General features: G+C 72.0%; 19 protein-coding genes and 1 pseudogene. 16 read left to right on the top strand and 4 right to left on the bottom strand.

All coding sequences use genetic code 11. The annotated features are described in order from the left end of the window. Positions 1-122: 122 nt before the first annotated feature. A pseudogene (locus tag ACQ9ZG_RS14645) lies at positions 123-1,532 on the bottom strand (carbonic anhydrase); the annotation flags it as partial. A 451-nt stretch (positions 1,533-1,983) separates the two neighbouring features. Here ACQ9ZG_RS14645 and ACQ9ZG_RS14640 point away from each other — a divergent pair. Further along, positions 1,984-3,318 carry a polysaccharide deacetylase family protein gene (locus ACQ9ZG_RS14640; RefSeq protein ID WP_018489463.1) on the top strand — a complete coding sequence of 445 codons (1,335 nt, stop codon included), beginning with the start codon at positions 1,984-1,986 and terminating at the stop codon, positions 3,316-3,318. A 229-nt stretch (positions 3,319-3,547) separates the two neighbouring features. On the opposite strand, the gene ACQ9ZG_RS14635 is transcribed toward ACQ9ZG_RS14640, so the two are convergent. Beyond that, positions 3,548-4,543, bottom strand: coding sequence for an ATP-binding protein (locus tag ACQ9ZG_RS14635; protein WP_084994190.1), 996 nt, complete (start codon positions 4,541-4,543; stop codon positions 3,548-3,550). Positions 4,544-4,645: 102 nt separating this feature from the next. On the opposite strand from ACQ9ZG_RS14635, the gene ACQ9ZG_RS14630 reads away from it, so the two are divergent. Then, a complete protein-coding gene (locus tag ACQ9ZG_RS14630; RefSeq protein WP_028416067.1) occupies positions 4,646-5,470 on the top strand; it encodes a Fic family protein in 825 nt (274 codons plus the stop codon). 427 nt (positions 5,471-5,897) lie between these two features. Here ACQ9ZG_RS14630 and ACQ9ZG_RS14625 read toward each other — a convergent pair whose 3' ends face one another. Continuing rightward, a complete protein-coding gene (locus tag ACQ9ZG_RS14625) occupies positions 5,898-6,737 on the bottom strand; it encodes an HAD family hydrolase (protein ID WP_028416068.1) in 840 nt (279 codons plus the stop codon). A 502-nt stretch (positions 6,738-7,239) separates the two neighbouring features. Between ACQ9ZG_RS14625 and ssd the strand changes: the two genes are divergently transcribed. From ssd to ACQ9ZG_RS14590, 7 genes are all read left to right on the top strand, one after another. Continuing rightward, positions 7,240-8,385 (top strand): septum site-determining protein Ssd, encoded by a 1,146-nt coding sequence (gene ssd / locus ACQ9ZG_RS14620; protein WP_109917270.1) that lies wholly within the window; start codon positions 7,240-7,242, stop codon positions 8,383-8,385. Continuing rightward, a complete protein-coding gene (locus tag ACQ9ZG_RS14615; RefSeq protein WP_499280634.1) occupies positions 8,382-9,530 on the top strand; it encodes a TadA family conjugal transfer-associated ATPase in 1,149 nt (382 codons plus the stop codon). Before ssd ends, ACQ9ZG_RS14615 begins: the two co-directional genes overlap by 4 nt. Continuing rightward, the gene (locus ACQ9ZG_RS14610) at positions 9,527-10,438 is read left to right on the top strand and encodes a type II secretion system F family protein (RefSeq protein WP_499280633.1); all 912 of its coding nucleotides are present in this window, start codon (positions 9,527-9,529) and stop codon (positions 10,436-10,438) included. Before ACQ9ZG_RS14615 ends, ACQ9ZG_RS14610 begins: the two co-directional genes overlap by 4 nt. 32 nt (positions 10,439-10,470) lie before the next feature. Further along, positions 10,471-11,343 carry a type II secretion system F family protein gene (locus ACQ9ZG_RS14605; RefSeq protein WP_499281603.1) on the top strand — a complete coding sequence of 291 codons (873 nt, stop codon included), beginning with the start codon at positions 10,471-10,473 and terminating at the stop codon, positions 11,341-11,343. Between the two features lie 84 nt (positions 11,344-11,427). Next, on the top strand, positions 11,428-11,655 hold the full coding sequence (locus ACQ9ZG_RS14600) for a DUF4244 domain-containing protein (protein ID WP_234017975.1): 228 nt from the start codon (positions 11,428-11,430) through the stop codon (positions 11,653-11,655). 106 nt (positions 11,656-11,761) lie between these two features. Further along, complete coding sequence (locus ACQ9ZG_RS14595) at positions 11,762-12,118, top strand: TadE family type IV pilus minor pilin (RefSeq protein ID WP_018489454.1); 357 nt, start codon at positions 11,762-11,764, stop codon at positions 12,116-12,118. A gap of 214 nt (positions 12,119-12,332) precedes the next feature. After that, complete coding sequence (locus ACQ9ZG_RS14590) at positions 12,333-12,764, top strand: Rv3654c family TadE-like protein (protein ID WP_499280632.1); 432 nt, start codon at positions 12,333-12,335, stop codon at positions 12,762-12,764. Positions 12,765-12,778: 14 nt separating this feature from the next. Here ACQ9ZG_RS14590 and ACQ9ZG_RS14585 read toward each other — a convergent pair whose 3' ends face one another. Next, the gene (locus ACQ9ZG_RS14585) at positions 12,779-15,259 is read right to left on the bottom strand and encodes a DEAD/DEAH box helicase (protein WP_109917626.1); all 2,481 of its coding nucleotides are present in this window, start codon (positions 15,257-15,259) and stop codon (positions 12,779-12,781) included. 79 nt (positions 15,260-15,338) lie between these two features. Here ACQ9ZG_RS14585 and ACQ9ZG_RS14580 point away from each other — a divergent pair, with 79 nt between their 5' ends. From ACQ9ZG_RS14580 to topA, 7 genes are all read left to right on the top strand, one after another. Beyond that, complete coding sequence (locus ACQ9ZG_RS14580) at positions 15,339-15,692, top strand: STAS domain-containing protein (RefSeq protein WP_003967428.1); 354 nt, start codon at positions 15,339-15,341, stop codon at positions 15,690-15,692. A gap of 237 nt (positions 15,693-15,929) precedes the next feature. Then, entirely contained in the window at positions 15,930-16,379 is a 450-nt protein-coding gene (locus ACQ9ZG_RS14575) for an ATP-binding protein (protein ID WP_109917627.1), read from the top strand. Between the two features lie 451 nt (positions 16,380-16,830). Continuing rightward, positions 16,831-19,281 carry a sodium-translocating pyrophosphatase gene (locus ACQ9ZG_RS14570; protein WP_109917628.1) on the top strand — a complete coding sequence of 817 codons (2,451 nt, stop codon included), beginning with the start codon at positions 16,831-16,833 and terminating at the stop codon, positions 19,279-19,281. Positions 19,282-19,665: 384 nt separating this feature from the next. Continuing rightward, a complete protein-coding gene (locus tag ACQ9ZG_RS14565; RefSeq protein WP_028416078.1) occupies positions 19,666-20,343 on the top strand; it encodes a hypothetical protein in 678 nt (225 codons plus the stop codon). A 126-nt stretch (positions 20,344-20,469) separates the two neighbouring features. Then, positions 20,470-22,008, top strand: coding sequence for a DUF7059 domain-containing protein (locus ACQ9ZG_RS14560; RefSeq protein ID WP_109917629.1), 1,539 nt, complete (start codon positions 20,470-20,472; stop codon positions 22,006-22,008). An 830-nt stretch (positions 22,009-22,838) separates the two neighbouring features. Further along, on the top strand, positions 22,839-23,036 hold the full coding sequence (locus ACQ9ZG_RS14555; RefSeq protein ID WP_026237775.1) for a hypothetical protein: 198 nt from the start codon (positions 22,839-22,841) through the stop codon (positions 23,034-23,036). A gap of 280 nt (positions 23,037-23,316) precedes the next feature. Then, positions 23,317-26,181, top strand: a complete 2,865-nt coding sequence (gene topA, locus ACQ9ZG_RS14550) for a type I DNA topoisomerase (RefSeq protein WP_109916180.1) — start codon at positions 23,317-23,319, stop codon at positions 26,179-26,181. Positions 26,182-26,239 lie beyond the last annotated feature (58 nt).

Here is a 26,239-nt window from a genome sequence, read left to right as displayed (position 1 = left end):
GTCGGATTTCCCTGCTGTTGTCGGGTGTGCGGCGTGGAGGTGTCCGGTGCAGGGGGTGTCCGCTCGCGGAGTGGGGTCATCAGGTTCCACGGACCCGGGGGCTGTCCGGTTCAGACGGTGGATCAGGCCGTGGTGCAGGTGGTGGGGCGGGTGGCGGGTCGGGCGGTGGTGAAGGTGGCGGGGCGGGGGGTGGTGGGCTCCGGTTCTTCCGTGCCGACCCGGTCGAAGACGTCGTCCCGGCCCGTTCTGGAGCCGCCCCCCTCGGTCAGCAGATACGCCTGCGCCTCACCGACGTGGAAGTACATGCCGTGCAACTGGAGCGTCCCTTCGGCGAGCCGCCGCGCCACGGCCTCGTGCGCCCGTAGATGCTCCAACTGCTGGACCACATGAGTGAGACAGAGCTGCTCGACCTCGTCGGCGGGCAGCCGGCCGGAGAGCCGCGGCCGGGAGTGACGGCGTGACGCCATCCGCTCCAGGCTCGGCAGACCGTGCCGCAGCCATCGCCACAGCGGGGTGCGCGGCGCGTCCGGACCGGCCTCCGGCTCGCCCCTGAGCAGCGCCTGCATGGCACCGCAGCCGGAGTGCCCGCAGACGGTGATGGACTCGACCCGCAGCACCTCCACCGCGTACTCGATCGCGGCGGCCACCGAGTCGTCGCCGCTGGTGGCGGGCGTGGCGGGGATGGCCGGGGTGTCGGTGGACGGAGAGCCGGTGGGCGGGGCGCCGGGTGGGGGCACGAGGTTGCCGACGTTGCGCACGGTGAAGAGGTCGCCGGGCCCGCTGGCGGTGATCATGCTGGTGACCAGGCGGGAGTCGGCGCAGGTGATGAAGAGCTGCGAGGGGCTTTGCCCTTCGGAGGCGAGCCGGGCCAACTCGTCGCGGACCAGGGGCGCGGTGTTCCGCTGGAACGAACTCAGGCCGCTGAGTAGGCGATGGGTGCTCTCAGGGCTTGTGGTGTCCGGTGCGGGGCCGGGCGCGGAGGTGACCGCTTCGGTGATGCCGGTCCCGGTGCTGGCGCTGCTGGTGTGGGTGCTCGTGCCGTGGGTGGGTCCTGCGGGGTGGTCGTGGCAGTGGTGGTTGCGCCAGGGGGTCCAGGGGCGGCAGCACGAGTGGGCCGCTGCGGCGGTCGGCGCGGTGGCGGCGACGTCATCGGGTCGGCCGGGGAGGGTGATGCTGCCGCCGGGTCGACCGGCGGGGGCGAACGTGCCGCCGGACCGGTCGGTCAGGGCCACACTGCCGCCCTGGGTGATCTGTGCGCCGCGCCATGCCTGGATCGCCTCGTGGGCGGCATGGTCCACGAAGGACACGTCCAGTTCGACGGCCGCGTCGGCACCTGGTGGCAGCTGTCCGAGAGCCCGGGTGAGCCGGGGGACGGACAGGAAGGTCAACTGGCCGCGGACGGTGACCACATGGCGTCCGTCCTGCTCGCTCACGGTGATCTTCGTACGGCCCGACCGCCGCAGTGAGACGACCATGGCAACCGTCAGCCCGAGCGCGACCCCCGCCGGCGCGCCGAAGCCGATGACCCCGAGGGCCGCGGCCACCGACCCGGCCTCCAGTGGGGCGCCCGCGGCGAGGGAAAGGCCGAGCGCCATCGGGACGGCGATGAGGAAGACGGTGATGGAGGCGGACACGTCCGCGCCCGCGATGCGTGAACGGAGGCGGGGCGGTCGCCCGGGCGACGGGTGAGGGGTGCCGCGGGACGCGCTGTCATGCCGAGTGGGGGCGTGGGCCGACACGTTCCTCCTCCCCTGGGACGCGGTGCTTAGCAGTGGAATCCTCAACTCTCGGTAAATGAATGGTAATGGAGAGTAAAGTTCAGTGGTTCGCATATGCGGCATTTAGGTCATCACGTCACTCCTTCAAGTGAATAGGCAGCTTTTCATTCGGCCTGTCGCCCTTCTCCCCGCCGAGGCGCGTGCGAGTTTGACCGCGCCGTGTCGGCACTCGACGCAAACAGAGCTGCAGGGAAGAGGTGGGCGGATGATGGCCGCCACGAAGAGGATCGCCTTGGGCGTGATGACCACGGTGCTGGTCGCCGTACTCGCGGGCTGTTCCGGTGCGGGATCCGGCAGTTCCGCGTCCGAGGGTGCCGGTGCGGGAGCCGAGAAGGGGGCCCACGGCGCGAAGGAGAACGCTCCGGAGGCCGCCCCCAAGGGAGCCGTCAAGCTCATCGGTGACGGCTCCACCGCCTTCACCGGAGTCCAGCCGAACATGCCGGCCGTCCAGCGCCTGGCACCCGGTCAGAAGCCCCCGCAGTTCGTCGTGTTCTCCTGGGACGGCGCCGGAGAAGACAGCCAGAAGCTCTTCTCCCACTTCCGGAGCGTCGGCAAGAAGTACGACGCGAAAATGACGTACTTCCTCAGCGGTGTGTATCTGCTGCCTGAAGAGAAACGATCCCTCTACGCCCCGCCGCAGCACGCGGCCGGCCGGTCCGACATCGGCTTCAACGACACCGACGGCATCCGAGACACCCTCGCCGAACTGCGCGCCGCCTGGAAGGACGGCAACGAGATCGGCACCCACTTCAACGGCCACTTCTGCGGCAAGGACGGCGGAGTGGGCACCTGGTCCGTCGAGGAGTGGAAGAGCGAGATCAGTCAGGCGAAAGCTTTCGTCAAGAACTGGAAGACCAACGCTCCCGAGCTGAAGAACGAGGCGCCGCTCCCCTTCGACTACGACCAGGAACTGGTCGGCGCCCGCACCCCCTGCCTCGAGGGCCAGAAGAACATGGTCGCCGCGGCCCGGACCATGGGCTTCCGCTACGACTCCAGCGGCGTCGGCAACCAGGTCTGGCCCAAGAAGAAGGACGGCGTCTGGGACATCCCGCTCCAGCTCGTCCCGATGCCCGGCCGTGCCTTCGAGACCCTCTCGATGGACTACAACTTCATGGTCAACCAGTCCGGCACGAAGACCCAGGGCGACCCCTCCCAGCACGCGTACTGGGGCAACCAGATGCGCGACGGCCTCCTCCAGGCCTTCGACCGCTCGTACAACGGCAACCGGGCGCCGCTGATCATCGGCAACCACTTCGAGTCCTGGAACGGCGGCACCTACATGCGCGCCATCGAGGAGACCATCGCGAAGGTGTGCACCAAGAAGGACGTGCGCTGCGTGACCTTCCGGCAGCTCGCGGACTGGCTGGACGCGCAGGACTCGCAGGCGCTGGCCAAGCTCACCACCCTCGGCGTCGGCGAAGCGCCCAAGCAGGGGTGGAAGACCTTCCTGGGTGCCCAGGCCGCCGCTGCTCAGCAGGGTGAGAAGGACAAGGCGGCCGGACCGGAGGCCGCGGAGCCGGCGCCCCGTAACGCGGGCTGACCGACCGCCCCCGCGCTGCCCTGTGCCGTACAGGCCCGCGCCCTTCCCGGGCCGCGCCGGTGCCGGTGCGACGGCACCGGCACCGTGACGATGCCGTGCCGACGCGGTGACGCCGCCACGGTCGCACCTCCCGTCCCCCTCTGACTGCGGTCGTCGGGGGCGGGAGGTGCGCGTGGTGCAGACCCGTCGATGCAACGGCCGGATGTCCGGCCGGGCGGTCGGCGTTCCGTCAGACGGCCGCGGGGACGGACGCCTCCGTACGCGGTTCACCGAGGACGAAGGAGGGGTCGACCTGGGCGGCCAGGTCGGCGCCCGTCTTCTCGTTGCCCCAGCTCTCCGCGTTCTTCAGGTGGAAGTGCACCATCTGCCGCGTGTAGCGCTCCCAGTCACGCAGCTCGTACGAGTCCTCGGCGGCGTCCTGGAGGGCCTGGAGTGCCATCCGGTTGTCCGCCTCCAGCAGTTCGAACCGTGATGGCCGCCCCTTCTCCATGGACCGCACCCAGTCGGAGTGCCCCACCCCGATCAGCAGGTCGTCGCCGACCTCCGCGCGCAGGAAGTCCAGGTCGTCCTGGCCCTGCACCTTGTTGCCGACGACCTTCAGTGCGACGCCGAAGTCCCGCGCGTACTCCTTGTACTGGCGGTACACCGACACCCCCTTCCGGGTCGGCTCCGCGACCAGGAACGTCATGTCGAAGCGCGTGAACATCCCCGAGGCGAACGAGTCCGACCCCGCCGTCATGTCCACCACGACGTACTCGTCCGGGCCGTCGACCAGGTGGTTGAGGCAGAGTTCGACTGCCCCGACCTTGGAGTGGTAGCAGGCCACCCCGAGGTCGGACTCCGTGAACGGGCCGGTGGCCATCAGCCGGATCTCCCCGTCGTCGAGCCGGACCGTACGCGCGCAGGCGTCGAAGACCGGGTTGTCCTCGCGGACCCGCAGCAGCCGGGAGCCCTCGCCGGGGGGAGTCGTCTTGATCATCGTCTCGGCGGAGGCGATACGGGGGTTGGTGCCGCGCAGATGGTCCTTGATGAGGGGGAGGTGCGCCCCCATGGCGGGCAGCGCGGCGGCCTCCGCCTCGTCGAGACCGAGGGCGGCCCCCAGATGCTGGTTGATATCGGCGTCGACGGCGATGACGTGGGCTTCGTTGGCGGCGAGGTGGCGGATGAAGAGCGAGGACAGCGTGGTCTTTCCGCTGCCGCCCTTCCCGACGAAAGCGATCTTCATGTTCACCTAGGGTAGTGGGTCGATCGCTTTGCGCTGTCGATGTTCGTGAAGATGGCCACTTGGGCGCGGTCCGGGTGCAGGGGGCGCGTAGCCTCGCTACTTATGAGTACGACTCCCTCGGATCCGCTCGCCACGCTCGGTTCTCTGCCCGGAGTGCCTGATGCCGTGGACTCCGTACGCAAGGCCGTCGACCGGGTCTACGGCCACCGCGTCATGCGCCGCCGCAGCAACGAGGTCACCGCCGAAGCCGCGCTGCGGGGCTCCCGGGGGTCGGCCGCGCTCGCCGGTGCCGACTGGAACCTGGAGGAGGTGCGCCGGCGCACCGACTTCAGCGGTGAGGCCGAGGCGCGTACGGTCGGCGCCGCGCTGAGGCTCACCGCCGAGGCCGGTCAACTCCTCTCCATCTGGCGGCAGTCGCCGCTGCGGGTGCTGGCGCGGCTCCACCTGGTGGCGGCCGGGGGTGCCGCGCCGGACGACGCCGTCGGCCGTCCGCGGCTGGCCGGCGAGACGGTGGACGAGCCGCTGATCGAGGGGCCGCTCCCCAGTGCCGACGAGGTGGCCGGGCGGCTCGAAGGGCTCTCCCGGCTCATCATCGCGGGAACCACGGCCCCCGCACTGGTGACGGCCGCGGTGGTGCACGGCGAGTTGCTGGCGCTGCGCCCCTTCGGTTCGCACAACGGCCTGGTGGCGCGTACGGCCGAGCGCATCGTGCTGATCGGCAGCGGACTGGACCCGAAGTCCATCTGTCCGGCCGAGGTGGGCCACGCGGAACAAGGGCGCGCGGCGTACGTCGCGGCGTTCGAGGGGTACACGGCCGGGACCCCGGAGGGCCTGGCGGCGTGGATCGCGCACTGCGGGCGCTCGGTCGAGCTGGGTGTGCGCGAGTCGACGGCGGTCTGCGAGGCCCTGCAGCGCGGCGCCGCGTAGGCGCCCCCCGGAGCGGGCGGCAGGCGGCGGGCTGTGCGGGTCGGGAAAGGGTTGCGGCGGTACCGCACTGCGGTACCGCCGCTGGCACGTCCGCCCAGTTACCAAGCGTCCTCGTGAATTGCCCATCAGGTCGGGTGCTTTGCCCGTCACCTGGTGCGGCTGGCCCGTAATCGACGGGTCGACGTCGCGTGGGTGCTCGGCTTTCGTGCTCGGTCCGTGGGGCCGTCACTGCGTAAACAGGTCATCCTCCCGGATGTCCTTGGTCTCGCGGGCCGTTGACTCCTTTGTACTCCAGGGCCGAGTGAAGCGAAAGCCCTGGCCGGACTTCTTTACTTTTAGGTTCAATCAAGAGCGAATCGGACGCTGCTGTCCGATAGTGCTGCTCGGGGGCGTGACTGCTCCGTCGCAGGCTCTGTCGTGGGCCGGTTCAGCCGGGCAGTGCCGCGGTGCGTCGGCGGCTGGCGTACCAGACCAGCCCCGCCGTGACGGCTGCGGCCCCGACCGCGGCGGCGGCCACGAGTGCCGGTCGCGGCGGCATCGAGAAGGCGGGCAGCCGCTGCTTCAGTCGGACCGGGCGGTTGAAGACGAGAATCGGCCACTCGCGAAGGGTCGCTTCGCGGCGCAGCGCGCGGTCGGGATTGACCGCGTGCGGGTGGCCGACCGCTTCCAGCATCGGTACGTCGGTCGCCGAGTCGCTGTAGGCGTAGCAGCGTGAGAGGTCGTACCCCTCCGACACCGCGAGCGCCCGGACCGCCTCGGCCTTGGTCGGCCCGTAGGCGTAGTACTCGATCTCTCCCGTGAAGCAGCCGTCGTCACCGACGACCATGCGCGTGGCGACGACGCGGTCGGCGCCCAGCAGTTCGCCGATCGGTTCGACGACCTCCGCGCCGGAGGTCGAGACGATGACCACGTCACGGCCGGCCGTGTGATGCTCCTCGATGAGGGTGGCCGCCTCGTCGTAGATGATCGGGTCGATCAGGTCGTGCAGGGTCTCGGCGACGATCTCCCTGACCTGCTGGACGTTCCATCCCTTGCAGAGGGCGGAGAGGTAGGCACGCATCTTCTCCATCTGCTCGTGATCGGCGCCCCCGGCCAGGAACACGAACTGTGTGTACGCGGTGCGCAGTACGGCGCGGCGGTTGATCAGCCCGCCTTGGTAGAAGGACTTGCTGAAGGTCAGCGTCGAAGACTTCGCAATGACCGTCTTGTCCAGGTCAAAGAAGGCTGCTGTGCGCGGCGAGAAGCAGTTTTCCACAACGCTGAGCATAGGGGCCCGCCATTCGGCGTAAAATCCGGCGCGTGGGTTTGCCTGAGAAGGCCCTCGGGTACACCATGGAAGTCACGGATCGTTCGCGACCGTGCTAACCCCGGTCCGGCTCCTCCCCCCCCGAGTCGGCCGTGGGGACGACCCCCGCTCTCCCCCCCGGCGGGGGTCGTCGCATGTCCGGATGCGTTTCCGATTCCCGGGCCCAGCGTTTCCCTCCCTTCCGGGCCTGATGAGCCCGCTCTTGCGACGCGATGGCGCCGACTCCGTCTCGTCACAGTGTGTAGCAGCGGCGCTGCGCTCCGGAAGTCGCTGGTTCGGGTGACGGAGATATTCACAACGCCGAAGTTGTCCACAGTTTTGGAGCAAGATCCACATCTTTTTCCGGGGTGCTGCACGTTGATTCCTCCCGCGAAGTCCGCGGGTACCGGAATCGCGCATCTCGGAAACGCTCCGAGATCGCCGCGAACCGCACTGGACGGGCAGTGAGAAGGGGGCGGAGATCGTGGCTGGATCCCTTGCGCGAGAAGGGCTGACGGTCGCCGGAGGGCGACGCGGCGGGCCGCTGATCGTGACGGAGGACATGGAGTTGCTCGACGACCTGCTGCGGCTCTGCGCGGCCGCCGGGGCGGAGCCGGAGGTCCATCACGGGCCGCCCGAGCAGCCCGGGCGGCGTGGCGGCTGGGAGCAGGCCCCGATGGTCCTGGTGGGCGACGACGCGGCCGCGCGGTGTCGCGGGGCTGCCCGCAGAAGGGGGGTGATGCTGGTCGGGCGGGACCAGGACGACCCGGACGTCTGGCGACGGGCGGTCGAGATCGGGGCCGAATACGTGCTGCGGCTGCCGGAGGCGGAGGGCTGGCTCGTCGACCAGATCGCCAATGCGGCCGAGGGCGTCGGCCAGCCGGCGCTCACCGTCGGGGTGATCGGCGGACGGGGCGGCTCCGGCGCATCGACGCTGGCCTGCGCCCTCGCCGTCAGCGCCGCGAGGGCCGGACGGCGGACGATGCTGATCGACGCGGACCCGCTGGGGGGCGGCATCGACGTCCTGCTCGGCGGGGAACGGGCAGAAGGCATGAGGTGGCCTGATTTCGCCCACTCGAAGGGGCGGCTCGGCGGCGGGGCGCTGGAGGACTCCCTGCCCGCGCTCCACGGACTGCGGGTGCTGAGCTGGGGCCGCGACGAGGAGACGGCCATCGCGCCCCAGGCCGTCCAGGCGGTCCTGGCCGCCGCGCGCAGGCTGGGTGGCGCGGTGGTCGTGGATCTGCCACGCCGGGTGGACGAGGGCGTCGCGGAAGCCCTGGCCCAGCTCGACCTGGGCCTGCTCGTCGTGCCGGGCGAGCTGAGGGCGGTCGCGGCGGCGAAACGTGTGGCGTCCACGGTTCGCACGGTGCTGGACGACGTGCGGGTGGTGGCCCGGGGACCGTACGCGGCCGGTCTGGACGAACGCTGGGTCGCCCAAGCTCTCGGTCTGCCACTCATCGGTGAACTGCCTCTGGAACCCGGCCTCCTGGCCGCCCAGGACAGCGGGACACCACCCGGAGGCAGCGCCCGGGGTCCACTGGCCCGCTTCTGCGCGGAGTTCTGGGAGCAGGCGGAGGCAGCGGGCGGGCCCGGCTCCGCCGCCGCCCCGGCCGGGGGTGGGGCGCCATGACCGATGCGCTGCTCGACGCCGTGAGGCAACGGCTGGCGCGCAGTGGGGACGCGCCGACGCCCGCCGGAGTGGCGGCCGCGCTGCGGGCCCAGGGGCGGCTGCTGGGCGACACGGAGGTGCTCGGGGCGGCGGCCGAGCTGCGCGGTGAACTCGTCGGGACCGGAGTGCTGGAGCCGCTGCTCGCGGACCCCGAAGTGACCGATGTGCTGGTGTCCGCGCCCGACCGGGTGTGGGTGGACCGGGGAGGCGGCCTGCAGCTGACCGGCATCACCTTCGCGGACGCCGCGGCGGTGCGGCGGCTGGCCCAGCGGCTCGCTGCGGTGGCGGGCCGACGCCTGGACGACGCCCGGCCGTGGGTGGACGCCCGCCTCCCGGACGGGACGCGGATGCACGCCGTGCTGCCCCCGGTCTCCGTCGGCTCGACCTGTCTCTCCCTGCGGGTGGTGCGCCCGCGGGCGTTCTCCCTGGCTGAGCTGGTGGCGGCCGGGACCGTTCCGCCCGGTGGCGACCGGATCCTGCGCGCCATGGTGCAGGCCCGTCTCTCCTACCTGATCAGCGGAGGCACCGGAGCGGGCAAGACGACGCTCCTCGCCAGCCTGCTGGGCGCCGTCGGCGCGGACGAACGGATCGTGCTCGCCGAGGACTCCGCGGAACTGCGCCCCGACCACCCCCATGTGGTGCGCCTGGAGTCCCGCCCCGCCAACCAGGAGGGCGCGGGCCGGGTCACCCTCCGAGATCTCGTACGCCAGGCGCTGCGGATGCGTCCCGACCGGCTGGTGGTGGGAGAGGTCAGAGGCGCTGAAGTGGCCCAATTGCTGGCCGCCCTGAACACCGGTCATGAAGGAGGCTGCGGCACGGTCCACGCCAACGCCGCCGAGCATGTGCCCGCCCGGCTGGAGGCGCTGGGGACCGCCGCCGGGCTGGACCGGACCGCCCTGCACAGCCAGTTGGCGGCAGCGCTCTCGGTGGTCGTCCACCTCGTACGGGACCGGGCGGGCCGACGCAGGATCGCCGACGTACACGTCCTCGAACGGGACGCGGCCGGGCTGGTGTTCACCGTGCCCGCCCTGAGCTGGGGTGCCGACGGCTTCGTCCAAGAGCGGGGCTGGGCGCGGCTGGAGTCGCTGATCGGGGGTGCGATGTGAACGGGGGAGTGCAGGGCTCCGCGATCCATCTGGCGGCCCTCTGCGCGGGTGTGGCGGTCTGGTTGGTCGCGATACGGGAGCCCGGGGTGCGGAGGGCGCGGGTCCTGTTCGTGGACGGGCCGGTCGAGCCGCGGCCGGGCTGGCGACCATGGCCTTCTCTGCTCAGGGCCCGGGAGCTGGCCGGAGAGCGGCGCGAGTGGTGGTGCGTCCCGGTCGCGGTGCTGCTTGCGGTGCTGGGGGAGTCGGTGCTGCCACTTCTCGCGGGCGCCGTGGCGGTGCCGTTGGTACGGAGGTGGCTGCGCGGTCGTGCCCGGCGGCGGCAGCGCGAGCGGGCGGCGGACACCGTGGCGGCGCTGTGCGGGGCCGTGGTGGGGGAACTGCGCGCCGGACAGGAGCCTGGCCAGGCCCTGTTGGCCGGATTGCGGGAGTGCGCGGCGGTGGAGCCGCAGGCCGGGGGCGGGCCGGGAGTCGGTGCGTGGCTCGGGGACGCGGAGGCCGCCGTGCTCGCGGCCGCCCGCTTCGGAGGTGATGTGCCCGCCGCGTTGCGGCGGGCGGCGGACGGGCCGGGGCTGGAGGGCCTGTCGGGGATGGCCGCGTGCTGGCGGGTGGCGGTGGACGGGGGCGCCGGGCTGGCGGCCGGGCTGGACCGCCTGGAGGCGGCGTTACGGGCCGACCGGCGCAGACGGGAGGAGTTACGGGCCCAGTTGGCAGGGGCCTGGTCCACCGTCGTGGTCCTGGCACTGCTGCCGGTAGCCGGTCTGGGGCTGGGCGCCGCGCTCGGGGCCGAGCCGTTGCGGGTGCTGCTCCACACGCCGGGCGGGCTGCTCTGCCTGGTGGTCGGAGGGTTTCTGGAGGCGGCCGGGCTCTTCTGGGCCGGCCGGATCGTGCGCGGAGGGGAGGCGCCGTGAGTGCAACCGCAGAAGTTCTCCACAGCCTGGGGATGCCGGTGGCGCTGGCGGGCGTCACGGCGCAGCTCGTCCTCGCCGTGACGGCACGGCACCGGGGACGAACGGTACGAGGCCGGGGCGCCGCGCTCCTGGACGCCACTCCGCTCCCGCGAGCCGGCTGGTGGTCCCCGGCGGCTGCCGGACGGGACCGGACGGGGAGCGGCGTCCGGGCGGGCGGGGGTGCACGAGCAGCGGGTGGGTCCGGGGCGGGTGGCGGCGCTGATGCCGGGCCCGGGCCCCGGGCTCGGAAACGTGCCCGTGTGAGCCTGTGGGGGGCTCCGGTGGGGGCCTGGCTGACCGGATGGGTCCTGTTCGGCGGCTTGCCGGGGTGTGCCGTCGGTTCGGCCGCGGCGTACGGGATGTGGCGCTGGCAGCGCTCCCGGCCCCGGGCGGGACCGGGCGGGACCCGGGAGGAGCAGGCCATGATCGCCGGGCAGCTTCCCCTGGCCGCCGATCTGCTGGCGGCCTGTGTCGCGGTCGGCGCCGGACCCCGCGAGGCGGCGGAGGCCGTCGGGGAGTCCATCGGCGGCCCGGTCGGAGACCTGCTCGCCCGCGCCGCTGCCGAGATCCGCCTGGGCGGGGAGCCCGCCGAGGCGTGGGGGCGGCTCGGGGAGATACCGGGCGCGGGCCCACTCGCCCGCTGCCTGCACCGGGCCGCCTCGACCGGGGCCCCGGCGGCAGAACCGGTGTCCCGGCTGGCCGAGGCGATGCGCGCCGAGCGGGCCGGTGCGGCCGTGGCGCGGGCTCAGAGGGCCGGGGTGTTGATCACCGCGCCGGTCGGGCTCTGCTTCCTGCCCGCCTTCCTGGCGGTCGGGGTGGCGCCGGTGATCATCGGCCTGGCCGGTGGGCTGCTGGCGGCGGGTTAGGCCGGTCCGGCTCTCGCCCGAGGGCGGGAGCCACTCTCAACATTCGTGATCCACAGGATCCATCCATGTCCATCGGGGGATGAAATGAACAAGAAGATCACAGAGCGAGCCGTCGGGACGATGGCAGGGTTCGCGCGGTGGGCGGCAAGGCTCGCGCGTTCGTCCGATCGCGGAATGACCACTTCCGAATACGCCGTCGGCACCATTGCGGCCTGTGCCTTCGCCGCCGTGCTCTACAAGGTGGTGAACAGCGGGCCGGTGCTGTCGGCGCTGCAATCCCTGGTCGAGGGCGCGCTCGATGCGAAGTTCTGAGGGCGGGACGGGCCAGGGGGCGGTTCGGCGGCACAGTCCGGCGGGGGCCCACGGCCGGAGGCGGGCGGGAGACCCGGGCCGCTTCCGGAGCCGGGACCGTGGCGCGGTGACGGCCGAGGCGGCCGTGGTGATCCCGGTGCTGGTGGCCTTCACCATGGCGTTGCTCTGGGCTCTGGTGGCGGCTGCGGACCAGATCCGGTGTGTGGACGCGGCACGGGCGGGGGCACGGGCAGCGGCACGTTCGGAGCCCGAGGCGGTGGTGCTGGCGGCGGCGAGGGACACAGCGCCCCGGCGGGCCCGGGTCGAGGTGGGGAGAGCGGGGGACCTGTGGCGCGTCCGGGTGGAGGCACCCACTCCGGGCCCCGCCGTGCTGTCCCTGACGCTGCGAGCCGAGGCAGTCGCCCTGGCCGAGGACACGGTGGGAGGTGTCGGCCATGACGTGGTTGACGTCGATGGGCCCTGAGCGCGGCGGGTATCGGTCACGCTGCCTCCGGCACTGGGCCCGCCTGAGCCCGAGGATTCGTCTGTGCCCAAAGACCCAACTGCGCCCAAGGGCCCAACTGTGCCCAAGGGCCCAACTGCGCCTAAGGACTCGCCTGCGCTCAGGGGCTCGCCTCCGCCGCCGTACCCGGCCCCGTATCCGGGACCCGCTCCACCACTGGGCCCGGCTCCGGACCATGCTCGGACGGTCGGCCGACAGGCGCTCCTGGGCGGCGGCGCGGACGGGGGAACAGGCAGCGGGGCGGGCGGCGGACCGGGGAGTGGCGACCGTGTGGGTGACCGTCACCGCGGCTGCCCTGTGTGGGGTGTTCGCGCTCGTCCTGGCGCTCGGGCAGGCGGTGGCTGCTCGGCACCGGGCCGGTGGTGCCGCGGATCTGGCGGCACTGGCGGCCGCCGACCGGGCGTTGGAGGGGCCGGAGGCCGCCTGCGGGGCGGCCCGGCGGGTAGCCCGGGCGCAGGAGGCGGTGATCGTCCGGTGCACGGTTCACGGGGACATCGCGGACGTGGTCGCCCGGTCGGGCTTCGGGCCCTACGAGCCCGCGGTCAGGGCCCGCGCCGGTCCTCCGACGGCAGCGCCGCACGGGGAGGCGGGCCGGCCGCCCCCGTGATCGGGCGGAACCCGTCAGGTGTCGGGCCGATCCGTCGCGGGGGGTTCCGGCGGTGCCGCCCTGAGGAGTTCGGTGAGCAGGCGTACGGCACCTCGCTTGTGCAGGGGCTCGTTCCCGTTGCCGCACTTGGGGGACTGGATGCAGGAGGGGCACCCCGCCTCGCACTCGCAGGAGGCGATGGCCTCGCGGGTCGCGGTCAGCCACGCACGGGCGGTGTGGAAGGCGCGCTCCGCGAACCCGGCGCCGCCCGGGTGGCCGTCGTACACGAAGACCGTCGGCAGCAGGGTGTCCGGGTGCAGCGGTACGGAGACGCCGCCGATGTCCCAGCGGTCGCAGGTGGCGAAGAGCGGGAGGAGGCCGATCGAGGCGTGCTCGGCCGCGTGGAGGGCCCCGCCGAGGATCTCCGGGTTGATGCGGGCGGCGTCGAGCTGGTCCTCGGTGACGGTCCACCAGACGGCACGGGTGCGCAGGGTGCGGGGAGGCAGGTCGAGCTTGGTCTCGCCCATGACCTCGCCGGTGATGAGTCTGCGGCGGAGGAAGGAGACGACCTGGTTGGTGACTTCGACGGAGCCGTAGCAGAGCCGTCCCTGGCCCCAGGGGATCTCGGTGTCGGTCTCCAGGACGGAGATGGCCGTGGTGTCGCGGGCGACGGTCGAGTACGGGGGGTCGGCCCGCTCGACCAGGGCGACGGAGTCCTCCAGGTCCAGTTTGCGGACCAGGTGGGTGCGGCCTTGGTGGAGGTGGACGGCGCCCTCGTGGACGGCCGTGTGGGCGGCGGCCGCGTCGACCGTGCCCAGCAGGCGTCCGGTGCCCTCCTCGACGATCTGGACGGGGCGCCCGCCCCCGCCCCGGATGTCGGTGAGGTCGGCGGCCCGCTCGCGGCGGGTCCAGTGCCAGCCCGACGCCCTGCGCCGCAGCAGCTTCGCGGCCTCCAACTGCGGCAGCAGCTCGGGTACCGCGGGTCCGAAGAGCGCGATGTCGGGCTCGGTGAGCGGCAGTTCGGCAGCCGCGGCGCACAGGTGGGGGGCCAGGACATAGGGGTTGTCCGGGTCCAGCACGGTCGACTCCACGGGCTGCCGGAACAGCGCCTCGGGGTGGTGCACCAGATAGGTGTCCAGCGGGTCGTCCCGGGCGACCAGGACGGCCAGGGAGCCCTGCCCCGACCGGCCGGCGCGGCCCGCCTGCTGCCAGAGGGAGGCCCGGGTTCCCGGATAGCCGCAGATGACGACGGCGTCGAGGCCCGAGACGTCGATACCCAGTTCGAGGGCGGTGGTGGCGGCCAGCCCGAGCAGTTCGCCGGAGTGCAGGGCCCGCTCCAGGGCCCGGCGCTCCTCCGGGAGGTAGCCGCCGCGGTAGGCGGCGACCCGCCCGGGCAGGGAGCGGTCCACCTCCGCCAGGCGCTCCTTCGCGATGACCGAGATCAGCTCGGCGCCGCGCCGGGAGCGGACGAAGGCGACCGAGCGGACCCCCTGGACGGTCAGGTCGGTGAGCAGGTCGGCGGTCTCGGCCGTCGCGGTACGCCGTACGGGGGCGCCCTTCTCGCCGTGCAGCTCGGTCAGCGGGGGCTCCCAGAGGGCGAAGGCCAGCTCGCCGCGCGGGGAGGCGTCGTCGGACACCTCCCTGACCCGCAGGCCCGTCAGGCGCCCGGCGGCGACCGAGGGATCGGCGGCGGTGGCGGAGGCCAGCAGGAAGACCGGGTCGGCCCCGTAACGGGCGCAGAGACGCCGCAGCCGCCGCAGGACCTGGGCCACATGGGAGCCGAAGACGCCGCGGTACGTGTGGCACTCGTCGATCACCACGAAGCGCAGGGCGCGCAGGAAGGAGGACCAGCGTGGGTGGGACGGCAGGATCCCGCGGTGCAGCATGTCGGGGTTGGTCAGGACGTAGTTCGCGTACTGCCGCACCCACTCGCGTTCCTCGACCGGGGTGTCGCCGTCGTAGACCGCGGGCCGGACGGCGTTGCCCAGGGGCGCGGCCAGGGCCTTCACGGAGCGGCGCTGGTCGGCGGCGAGCGCCTTGGTGGGGGCGAGGTACAGGGCGGTCGCCCCGCGGCCGTTGGGGGCCTCGGAGCCGTCCAGCAGGGTGCTGAGGACCGGAGCGAGGTACGCGAGCGACTTGCCCGACGCCGTGCCGGTGGCGATCACCACCGATTCGCCGTCCAGCGCGTGCTCGGCGGCGGCCGCCTGGTGGGCCCACGGAAGGTCGATCCCGGCCTTCCCGATCGCCGAGATCACTTCTGGCCGGATGCGATCCGGCCAGATGGCATGGGTTCCCGATCTGGGGGGCAGGTGCTCCGTATGAGTGATGCGCGCGGCCCGGCCCGCCCCTGTGGCGAGCCGGTCGAGGATCATGTCGGGAGAGGGGCGCGTGTCCCCACTCTCGGGTGGTCGTCCGGGACGGTGATTCTTGGCCATCGGCACCGAGTGTGTCACTGGCGTGACGGACAATGGTCCCAAGGCGTCGTGCATGGCTGCTGGTAAGTGATTGAATGCCATCGCGGCTGGCGATCCGTCCCCTGGCCTCCGTCGGGGAGACCGAGGGGCGACCGCTCGATAGCAAGGTGCTGGAGGATCCGTGGACCTGTCCCTGTCGACTCGCAATGTGTCCGGACCTGGTGGCGACCGTACGGTCGTCGAGGTCGGTGGCGAGATTGATGTGTATACCGCGCCCAAGCTGCGCGAGCAGTTGGTCGAGTTGGTGAATGACGGCAGCTACCACCTGGTTGTCGACATGGAAGGTGTCGACTTCCTCGACTCCACCGGCCTCGGCGTGCTCGTGGGCGGCTTGAAGCGTGTCCGGGCCCATGAGGGCTCGCTGCGCCTGGTCTGCAACCAGGAGCGCATTCTCAAGATCTTCCGGATCACGGGTCTGACCAAGGTGTTCCCGATTCACACCACGGTCGACGAGGCCGTCGCCGCCACCGACTGAGGTCGGCTTCGACCGGTCCCCGGGCCGGTCGTCAGGCAGTGGATCGAACCGACAGCGGCAGCGACCGGGCCGCGACGGGCAGGCGGTCGGCCTTCGGGCCGGCTGTCGGTTCCGTCGATCCCCCGGCGGTGGATCACCGCGGTGGATTCTGTCGGCCTCCGGAGGAGGAGAACAGGGGTGCCGGGCTGTAGGCCCGGGGCCTCTGACGCGTACGCCCGAACGTTCCAGGGGGATGGCATGGCCACCGTTGAACTCCGCTTCAGTGCCCAGCCTGAACATGTCAGGACGGCCCGTCTGGTGGCGGCCGCCGTGGCACGCCGGGCCGGTGTCGACGAGGCGGTGCTCGACGAAGTCAGGCTCGCCGTCGGTGAGGCGTGCAGCCGTGCCGTCGGGCTGCACCGCAGCCACGGCATCACCGAGCCGGTCAGCGTGGTGCTGACCGAGGAGGAGAAGGCGTTCTCCATCGAGGTCGGCGACGGTGTCCCCGGCCCCGGGAGCGACTCCGCCATGCCCGGGGCGCACGGCGCGTCCGGAGGCCCGGACGAGGCCGAGAGCGATGGCGGCGAGGACGAGATGGGCCTCGCCGTGATCAGCGGACTCGTCGACGACGTGGAGGTCCGGTCCGGTGCGGGCGGCGGGACCATCCGGATGAGCTGGCCGACGGCCCTCGCCGCGGTGCACCCCTGACGCGTACCCCCCGGGACGTGCTGTCCCGTACGGCGTGGCCCGTGCCGTCCGCGTCGCGCTGACCTGTCCTGCTTTCCGTGCTGCGTACCCCTGCCGGGCTGCTCCGTGCCGTACGGCGTGGCCCGTGACGTGACGGACGGCGGCTCCTGCTGCCCGTGCCGGTTTTTCCGAGGCCCTGCCTGCCCCCCGCAGGGCCCTTTCCATGTGGGCCCGTACGGACCCTGTGGTCCACATGGTCAGTACGGCCGGGGCGGGCTCGCCTCCCCGTAATTCGGCCACGTAATTCCCCTGCGTAATGTTCCCGCCCCATTACTGCATTCGGGAAGGATCATCCGTCGATCTTTCGGTGTTGGGGGGAGCGCGATCAATTCTCTTCCGGACCACTGTTTTGATCCGGTTCCGCTCCCTACAATCCGTCCACGTCTTGAGCGCTGAGCGTCAAGGAGGACGTATGGCGGAGTTCTTCACCACCCCAATGGCTGCACCGGCCGCAACGGCTGCACCGACGCAAGAATCCGCACTTTCCGACGGGCCCGTCTCCCTCGCGGCGGCGGTCCTCACCGACGACAACCGGCTGATCGTCATCATCGTGGCGGTCGTGGCCGTCGCCGCGCTCGCCCTCGCCCGGCTGCTGGTGCGCCAGGTCATGGCCGCCGGTGAGGGCACCGAGCGGATGAAGGAGATCGCCGCGGCGGTCCAGGAGGGCGCCAACGCCTATCTGGCGCGGCAACTGCGCACGGTCGGTGTCTTCTCCGTGATCGTGTTTTTCCTGCTGCTGGTGCTGCCGGCCGACAACTGGTCACAGCGCGCGGGGCGTTCGCTCTTCTTCCTGGTGGGTGCGCTTTTCTCGGCGGCGACCGGATACATCGGTATGCGGCTCGCCGTGCGGAGCAATGTGCGCGTGGCCGCCGCCGCGCGTGAGGCGACTCCGGAAGAGGGCGAGCCGGAAAAGGATCTCACCGCCGTCGCCCACCGGGCGACGAAAATCGCTTTCCGTACCGGCGGTGTGGTCGGAATGATCACCGTGGGGCTCGGGCTCCTCGGTGCCTCCGTCGTCGTTCTCGTCTACGCTGCCGACGCGCCCAAGGTGCTGGAGGGCTTCGGCCTCGGCGCGGCGCTGATCGCCATGTTCATGAGGGTCGGTGGTGGGATCTTCACCAAGGCCGCCGACGTGGGCGCCGACCTCGTCGGCAAGGTGGAGCAGGGCATTCCGGAGGACGATCCGCGCAACGCCGCCACCATCGCCGACAACGTGGGCGACAACGTCGGGGACTGCGCGGGCATGGCCGCCGACCTCTTCGAGTCGTACGCCGTGACGCTCGTCGCCGCACTCATCCTGGGCATGGCCGCCTTCGGCGACTCCGGCCTGGCCTTCCCCCTGATGGTCCCGGCGATCGGCGTCCTCACCGCGATGATCGGGATCTTCGCCGTCGCCCCGCGCCGCGCCGACCGCAGCGGGATGACCGCGATCAACCGGGGTTTCTTCATCTCCGCGGTGGTCTCGCTCGTCCTGGTCGCCGTGGCCGCGTTCGCCTACCTTCCGTCCTCGTACGCCGAACTCAGCGGGGTCACCGACGAGGCGGTCGCGTCCCACGGCGGTGACCCGCGGGTCTTCGCCCTGGTCGCGGTGGCCATCGGCATCGTCCTGGCCGCGCTGATCCAGCAGCTCACCGGCTACTTCACCGAGACCAAGCGCCGCCCCGTCCAGGACATCGGCAAGTCCTCCCTGACCGGCCCGGCGACCGTGGTGCTGGCCGGCATCTCCATCGGCCTGGAGTCGGCCGTGTACACCGCCCTGCTGATCGGCCTCGGCGTCTACGGGGCGTTCCTGCTGGGCGGTACGTCGATCATGCTGGCGCTCTTCGCGGTGGCGCTCGCCGGGACCGGGCTGCTCACCACGGTCGGCGTCATCGTGGCCATGGACACCTTCGGACCGGTCTCCGACAACGCCCAGGGCATCGCGGAGATGTCCGGGGACGTCACCGGAGCCGGGGCCCAGGTGCTCACCGACCTGGACGCCGTCGGCAACACCACCAAGGCCATCACCAAGGGCATCGCCATCGCCACCGCCGTCCTGGCGGCGGCCGCCCTCTTCGGCTCCTACCGCGACGCCATCGCCACGGCGGTGGCCGACGTGGGCGCGGGGGCGGGGGAACTGGGGCTGAGCCTGGACATCTCGCAGCCCAACAACCTGGTCGGCCTGATCCTGGGCGCGGCGGTCGTCTTCCTCTTCTCCGGGCTGGCCGTCAACGCGGTCTCCCGGTCGGCCGGAGCCGTCGTCCACGAGGTCCGGCGGCAGTTCCGCGAGCACCCCGGGATCATGGACCGGACGGAGAAGCCGGAGTACGGGCGGGTCGTCGACATCTGCACCAAGGACGCCCTGCGCGAGCTGGCCACGCCCGGCCTCCTCGCGGTCCTGGCGCCGATCGCGGTCGGCTTCACCCTCGGTGTCGGCGCGCTCGGCTCGTACCTCGCGGGCGCCATCGCCACCGGCACGCTGATGGCCGTCTTCCTCGCCAACTCCGGCGGCGCCTGGGACAACGCCAAGAAGCTGGTGGAGGACGGTCACCACGGCGGCAAGGGCAGCGAGGCGCACGCCGCGACCGTGATCGGGGACACGGTCGGTGACCCGTTCAAGGACACGGCGGGCCCGGCGATCAACCCGCTCCTGAAGGTGATGAACCTGGTCGCGCTGCTCATCGCCCCGGCGGTCGTGCAGTTCAGCTACGGAACGGACGCGAACCCCTGGGTACGGGCGGTGGTGGCCGTCTTCGCCATCGCGGTCATCGTCGGCGCGGTGTACGTCTCCAAGCGGCGCGGCATCGCCGTGGGTGACGACAGCGGTGCGCCCGGGGGCGACGGCCCGTCGCTCCCGGCGCCCGGCCCAGCGGCGGCCCCGTGAGAGGGGTGCGCGGGGACGGGTGAGTGTGCGGGCGCGGTCACGGAAGGGGATTCGCCGCTTCCGGACCGTTCGGGCTCCCCGCGTGACGGGAGGTCACCTGGCGGGTGGGCGGCACGTGTTGACGGGCCGCCCGCCCGCCCGTTCGTCTCGTCGTGAGGCGGCCGGTCCCCATGAGGGGCCGCCTCACGGGTGCGGTCCCCTGACGGAAACCATCGTTCCGGTGAGTGACCGTACGGGCGTCGGATTCCTCGGCGGAGTGGCGTCTCCCTCATTTCCCTTGGTGCAAATGGCTTCAAAAGGGGGTGTACCAGATGCCCGGCACCCGGATGGAGCCCTCCCGGCGTGTAAGTTCCGGGGCCGAGAGCCTTGGAAGGGACCCATCCGGTGAACAAGAAGCTTGCGGCCGCCCTGTCCGGCGGTGCGGTACTCGTACTGACGCTGTCGGGCTGCAGCGACGACAGCGGCGACAAGGTGAACGACTGGGCCAAGAAAGTCTGTGACCAGTTCCAGCCCCAGCTCCAGAAGATCACCGACGCCAACGCCTCCATCCAGAAGCAGACCGCCGACAACAGCAAGCCCGCTGATGTCCGGGAGGCCGACTCGATCGCCTTCCAGCAGATCTCCCAGGCGTACAAGGAGCTCGGCGAGGCCGTGGAATCGGCCGGTCCGCCGCCGGTCGACGACGGCGAGACCATGCAGAAGGAGGCCGTGAAGGAGCTCAACGACGCCTCCAAGGCCTACGCGGCTCTGAAGGTCAAGGTCGAGGCCATCGAGATCAAGGACCAGGCGAAGTTCGCCGACGGCCTCAAGGGCATCGCCGAGGAGCTGCAGAAGATCGGCACCAACGGTGACCAGGCGCTGAAGAAGCTGGAGTCCGGTGAACTGGGCACGGCGATGTCCAAGCAGAAGGGCTGCCAGAAGTCGGCGGCCTCGACCGGACCCGCCAGCCCCGGGGGATCCGCGGCGCCGGACGCGGCGGCCACTCCCTCGGCGTCCGCCTCGGAGGACAAGGCTTCGGAAGACAAGGCTTCGGAGGAGAAGCCGGAAGAGAAGAAGTCGTAGCCCGCGGCCTTCGGGGATCCCCGGTGGCCTGAGGGCCGGCGGAACGGTCCCGGCGCGGGGCGGCCCGGACACCCGGTGGGTGGCCGGGCCGCTGCCGTTGTCAGTGGGACCGGCCACAATGGTCGGGTGAGTGAGACCAGCCTTCCCGCACCCGACCACACCGCCACCCTCCGCGAGGCGCTGCTCGCCGCGGACTTCACCGCCGACGGCCTTCTCGACCGGCTCGGCGCGGCCGCCTACGCCGCGCTCGCCCGCAGCGAGACGGTCCCCGCCCTGCGCGCCACCCGGGGAGCGTCACCGCTCGACACGCTGGTCCGGCTGTTCCTCCTCCAGCGCCCCGTCCCCCAGGAGCAGGCCCGCGCCGCGCTGCCGCTGGAGGAGTGCGTCCAGGACGGCTGGGTGCGCCTCCAGGACGACCAGGTCCGCGCCACCGTCGACGTACGGCCGTACGGCGGGCCGGACGGCGAGGACTGGTTCATCGTCTCCGACCTCGGCTGCGCGGTCGGCGGTGCGGGCGGGATCGGCTCCCGCGAGGAGGGAGTCGTCCTCGGCGTCGGCGGGGCCTCCACCACGCTCGCCTCCATCACCGTCCGTACGCCGGTCGCCTCCGCCCTCGACCTCGGTACGGGCTCCGGCATCCAGGCGCTGCACGCCGCGCAGCACGCCACCCGGGTCACCGCCACCGATCTCAACCCCCGTGCCCTGGAGTTCACCCGGCTCACCCTCGCCCTCTCCGGCGCCGCCCCCGCCGACCTCCGCGTCGGCTCGCTCTTCGAGCCGGTCGGCACCGAGACCTTCGACCTGATCGTCTCCAACCCGCCCTTCGTCATCTCGCCCGGCGCCCGCCTCACCTACCGGGACGGCGGCATGGCCGGTGACGAGCTGTGCCGCACGCTGGTGCGGCAGGCGGGCGACCACCTCAACGAGGGGGGATACGCCCAGTTCCTCGCCAACTGGGAGCACGTGGAAGGAGAGGAGTGGCAGGACCGGCTGCGCTCCTGGGTGCCCGCCGGGTGCGATGCCTGGATCGTCCAGCGCGAGGTCCAGGACGTCACGCAGTACGCCGAGCTGTGGCTGCGCGACGGCGGCGACCACCGCAGCGACCCGGCCGTGTACACCGAGCGGTACGAGGCCTGGCTCGACGAGTTCGAGGCGCGCGGGACCACGTCCGTCGGCTTCGGCTGGATCACCCTGCGCCGCTCCGCCGCCGCGGCCGGGGGACACCCGTCGATCGTCGTCGAGGAGTGGCCGCACGCCGTGCAGCAGCCCCTCGGCCGGGCGGTGGAGGAGCACTTCGCCCGCCAGGACTATCTGCGCGACCAGGACGACGCCGCGCTGCTCGCCGGGCACTTCACCCTCGCCGCCGAGGTGGTGCAGGAGCAGGTGGGCCTGCCCGGGGCGGAGGACCCCGAGCACGTGGTGCTGCGCCAGCACCGCGGGATGATGCGGGCGACCAAGGTGGACGCGGTGGCCGCCGGGTTCGCCGGGGTGTGCGACGGTTCGCTGCCCGCCGGGCGGATCCTGGACGCCATCGCCCAGCTGATGTCCGAGGACCCGGTGCTCCTGCGCGACCGCACCCCGCAGGCGATCCGGCTCCTGGTCGAGGAAGGCTTCCTGGAGCCGGTGCCGGTGGCCGGGGCGGTACGGGAGGAGGGGCTCGGCTGAGGGGCCGTCATGGAGGAACGGGGCCCCGGGTGGCGGTCGTACCGGCCTTCTCCCTCGGCCTCCGGGGGCGCGCGCCCCGTGCGGTACGCATGGCCGACGGCCCACCTCTCTCCGCCGCGTGACGCGGTGTCGGGTCCGGTCGCCGTCCGCGTCCACGGCGGCGCGGCGGTGATCTCCGGCGAACGCAGGTACGGCTCACCGGGCGCCGGTCGCCCCGGCCGCCCCGCCGCACTCCGCTCCGGAACGGACCGGCGCCACCCCCTTCTCCCGGCACCCCCTCCACCAGCCCCTTCGCGTTCGCCGTCCTCCCGTCCCGGTCCGTTCCACTGATTCCGCTCCCGGGTTCGCGGGCGCTCCGCCGGGGTCCGTCCCGGTGCCTCTCGCGGCCGCGCGAGGGGGCTCGGTGGCCGGGGCCGTACCGGGGGATTCCGGGCCCTGCCCCGATGACGTGCCCCTGACGTCCGGTGTGGCCGGATTCGTACGGCGTAGGGCGGCACCCGCGCGTGCCATCACCGGCGTACAGCGCCACCGGGCGCATCCCTGCGCGGGCCTTGCGACCACCGCCGGGCGGCGACCACCACCGGGCGGCGACCCGCCCCCAGGTCACGTCCCGGGCCCGGTCCCAGGCTCCGCCCCAGGCCACGGGCCCCGGGCCTCGCCCCCCGACCGCCCTCACGGCTGGTGACAGCGCCGGTACTCCCGGTGGGTGTGTGCTGTTCACCCGGGGTTCGTGTCGGCGACGCTCCGGGGTGGCAGCCTCCCTCATGATCGAGCGGTACGACGACGTGCTCGGGCGGTACGAGAGGGTTCGGAAGGTCGAGAGGTACGACATGGAGAGCGTCGCAGCAGTCTTCGCGGGCACGGCCTTCGCACTGTTCGGTGCCGCCCTCCTCGTCTGGACCGGGGCGCGCGCCCTGCACCGTGCGCCGGTGCTGCACGGTGTGAGCCCCGTCGCCTCCACCGCTCTCACGACCCTCTTCGGCGTACTTTTCCTCGCTCTCGGCGTCTGGTGCTTCACGCTCGCCTGACCCCTCCTCCGCCGGGGCCGCGCCCCGGTCCCGGTGCTGCTCCGCGCACACCTCCGCCCCTTCCTGATATCCGTAGGACAGGGCTTCGCACGGCGCGGACCCGACGGTCCGGGCGGCAGGAATGGCGGAAGTCGGGTTACCGTTCGAGTGGCCGTTGCGGGCTTTTGCCGTTTGACACGGGGGCGGGTTGTACCGTCACACTCCGCAGCGACAGCACCGCGGGAAGCGCTACGGCGCTGCCCGGATGCCCATCGAGTGTCGACCGGAGAGAAGAGCGAAGTTGTCCCCGACCAGCGAGACCGCACAGGGCGGCCGCCGACTCGTCATCGTCGAGTCGCCTGCCAAGGCGAAGACGATCAAGGGCTATCTCGGCCCCGGATACGTCGTCGAGGCGAGCGTCGGGCACATCCGCGACCTCCCGAACGGCGCGGCCGAGGTCCCGGACGAGTACACCGGCGAGGTCCGCCGCCTCGGCGTGGACGTCGAACACGACTTCCAGCCCATCTACGTCGTCAACGCCGACAAGAAAGCCCAGGTCAGGAAGCTCAAGCAGCTGCTGGCCGAGTCCGACGAACTCTTCCTCGCCACCGATGAGGACCGCGAGGGCGAAGCCATCGCGTGGCACCTCCAGGAAGTCCTGCGGCCCAAGGTCCCGGTCCACCGGATGGTCTTCCACGAGATCACCAAGGACGCGATCCGGGCCGCCGTCGCCAACCCGCGCGAGCTGAACCAGCGCATGGTCGACGCCCAGGAGACCCGCCGCATCCTCGACCGCCTCTACGGCTACGAGGTCTCGCCGGTCCTGTGGAAGAAGGTCATGCCGAAGCTGTCGGCGGGCCGCGTCCAGTCCGTCGCCACCCGCCTCGTCGTCGAGCGGGAGCGCGAGCGCATCGCCTTCCGCTCCGCCGAGTACTGGGACCTGACCGGCACCTTCGCCACCGGCCGTACCGGCGACGCCTCCGATCCCTCGACGCTCACCGCCCGCCTCAGCGCGGTCGACGGCCGCCGGATCGCCCAGGGCCGCGACTTCGGCCCCGACGGGCAGCTCAAGGCCGGCTCCGCCCAGACGCTCCACCTGGACGAGGCGAACGCCCGCGCCCTGGCCGCCGCGCTCGCCGACTCCTCCTTCGCGGTCCGGTCCGTCGAGTCGAAGCCGTACCGGCGCTCCCCGTACGCCCCGTTCCGCACGACCACCCTCCAGCAGGAGGCGAGCCGCAAGCTGGGCTTCGGGGCCAAGGCGACCATGCAGGTGGCGCAGAAGCTGTACGAGAACGGCTTCATCACCTATATGCGTACGGACTCCACGACCCTGTCCGACACCGCGGTCGCCGCGGCCCGGGCGCAGGTCACGCAGTTGTACGGGGCGAACTACCTCCCCGAGAAGCCGCGTACGTACGCCGGCAAGGTCAAGAACGCGCAGGAGGCGCACGAGGCGATCCGCCCCTCCGGCGACCGCTTCCGCACGCCCGCCGAGACCGGCCTCACCGGCGACCAGTTCCGTCTCTACGAGCTGATCTGGAAGCGGACCGTCGCCTCCCAGATGAAGGACGCCACCGGCAACTCGGTCACCGTCAAGATCGGCGGCCGGGCGAGCGACGGCCGGGACGCCGAGTTCTCCGCCTCCGGCAAGACGATCACCTTCCACGGCTTCATGAAGGCGTACGTCGAGGGTGCCGACGACCCCAACGCCGAGCTGGACGACCGCGAGCGCCGGCTGCCGCAGGTCGCCGAGGGCGACGCGCTGACCGCCGACGAGATCACGGTCGACGGCCACGCCACCAAGCCCCCCGCCCGCTACACCGAGGCCTCGCTGGTCAAGGAGCTGGAAGAGCGCGAGATCGGCCGCCCGTCGACGTACGCCTCGATCATCGGGACCATCCTGGATCGCGGTTACGTCTTCAAGAAGGGCACCGCGCTCGTCCCGTCCTTCCTCTCCTTCGCCGTGGTCAACCTGCTGGAGAAGCACTTCGGCCGGCTCGTCGACTACGACTTCACCGCCCGCATGGAGGACGACCTCGACCGCATCGCGCGGGGCGAGGCCCAGTCCGTGCCGTGGCTGAAGCGTTTCTACTTCGGAGCGGCCGGTTCCGGCGACGACCCGGCCGGTGCGGGCTCCGCGTCCGACGCGGGCAACGGCGACGGCGACCACCTCGGCGGTCTGAAGGAACTGGTCACCGACCTCGGCGCGATCGACGCCCGGGAGATCTCCTCCTTCCCCGTCGGCAACGACATCAAGCTCCGCGTCGGCCGCTACGGCCCCTACATCGAGCGGGGCGAGAAGGACGCCGAAGGCCACCAGCGCGCCGACGTGCCCGAGGACCTGGCCCCCGACGAGCTGACCGTCGAGCTGGCGGAGGAGCTGCTGGCCAAGCCGAGCGGCGACTTCGAGCTGGGTACGGATCCGGGCAGCGGCAACCAGATCATCGCCAAGGACGGCCGCTACGGCCCGTACGTCACCGAGGTGCTGCCCGAGGGGACGCCGAAGACCGGCAAGAACGCGGTGAAGCCGCGGACCGCCTCCCTCTTCAAGTCCATGTCCCTGGACACGGTCACCCTGGAGGACGCCCTCAAGCTGATGTCGCTGCCGCGCGTCGTCGGCACGGACGCCGAGGGCGTGGAGATCACCGCGCAGAACGGCCGCTACGGCCCGTACCTCAAGAAGGGCACCGACTCCCGGTCGCTCACCTCCGAGGAGCAGCTCTTCGACATCACCCTCGAAGAGGCCCTCGCGATCTACGCCCAGCCCAAGCAGCGCGGCCGGGCCGCGGCCAAGCCGCCGCTGAAGGAGCTGGGCACCGACCCGGTCAGCGAGCGGCCGGTGGTGGTCAAGGACGGCCGCTTCGGCCCGTACGTCACCGACGGCGAGACCAACGCCACCCTGCGGACCGGCGACAGCGTCGAGGAGATCACTCCGGAGCGCGGCTACGAGCTGCTCGCCGAGAAGCGCGCCAAGGGACCCGCCAAGAAGAAGACGGCGAAGAAGGCCCCGGCGAAGAAGGCGACGGCCAAGAAGACGGCCGCGAAGAAGACGACGGCCACCAAGACCACGGCCGCCAAGAAGACCGCTGCGAAGAAGACGACGACGGCCAAGAAGGCCACGACGGCCAAGAAGACCGCCTCCGCGTCCGCTTCTTCGGAGGACTGACCGAAGAGACCGGCCGAGGACCGATCCCTTCGGCCGGCGCGTGATCCTGCCCGGCACC

Source organism: Streptomyces araujoniae (genome assembly GCF_050871195.1).
Lineage (GTDB): Bacteria > Actinomycetota > Actinomycetes > Streptomycetales > Streptomycetaceae > Streptomyces > Streptomyces bacillaris.
Note: the sequence above shows the minus strand (reverse complement) of the source record. Positions and strands in the feature narration are given on the sequence as shown.

Coding starts and splice junctions, on each gene's coding strand:
- ACQ9ZG_RS14555 (WP_026237775.1), top strand. CDS start 22,839: ATGGAGAGCGTCGCAGCAGTCTTCGCGGGCACGGCCTTCGCACTGTTC.
- ACQ9ZG_RS14635 (WP_084994190.1), bottom strand. CDS start 4,543: ATGAAGATCGCTTTCGTCGGGAAGGGCGGCAGCGGAAAGACCACGCTG.
- ACQ9ZG_RS14605 (WP_499281603.1), top strand. CDS start 10,471: ATGCCGGTGGCGCTGGCGGGCGTCACGGCGCAGCTCGTCCTCGCCGTG.
- ACQ9ZG_RS14640 (WP_018489463.1), top strand. CDS start 1,984: ATGATGGCCGCCACGAAGAGGATCGCCTTGGGCGTGATGACCACGGTG.
- ACQ9ZG_RS14575 (WP_109917627.1), top strand. CDS start 15,930: ATGGCCACCGTTGAACTCCGCTTCAGTGCCCAGCCTGAACATGTCAGG.
- ACQ9ZG_RS14570 (WP_109917628.1), top strand. CDS start 16,831: ATGGCGGAGTTCTTCACCACCCCAATGGCTGCACCGGCCGCAACGGCT.
- ACQ9ZG_RS14600 (WP_234017975.1), top strand. CDS start 11,428: ATGAACAAGAAGATCACAGAGCGAGCCGTCGGGACGATGGCAGGGTTC.
- ACQ9ZG_RS14625 (WP_028416068.1), bottom strand. CDS start 6,737: ATGCTCAGCGTTGTGGAAAACTGCTTCTCGCCGCGCACAGCAGCCTTC.
- ACQ9ZG_RS14615 (WP_499280634.1), top strand. CDS start 8,382: ATGACCGATGCGCTGCTCGACGCCGTGAGGCAACGGCTGGCGCGCAGT.
- ACQ9ZG_RS14630 (WP_028416067.1), top strand. CDS start 4,646: ATGAGTACGACTCCCTCGGATCCGCTCGCCACGCTCGGTTCTCTGCCC.
- ACQ9ZG_RS14585 (WP_109917626.1), bottom strand. CDS start 15,259: ATGGCATTCAATCACTTACCAGCAGCCATGCACGACGCCTTGGGACCA.
- ACQ9ZG_RS14590 (WP_499280632.1), top strand. CDS start 12,333: ATGCTCGGACGGTCGGCCGACAGGCGCTCCTGGGCGGCGGCGCGGACG.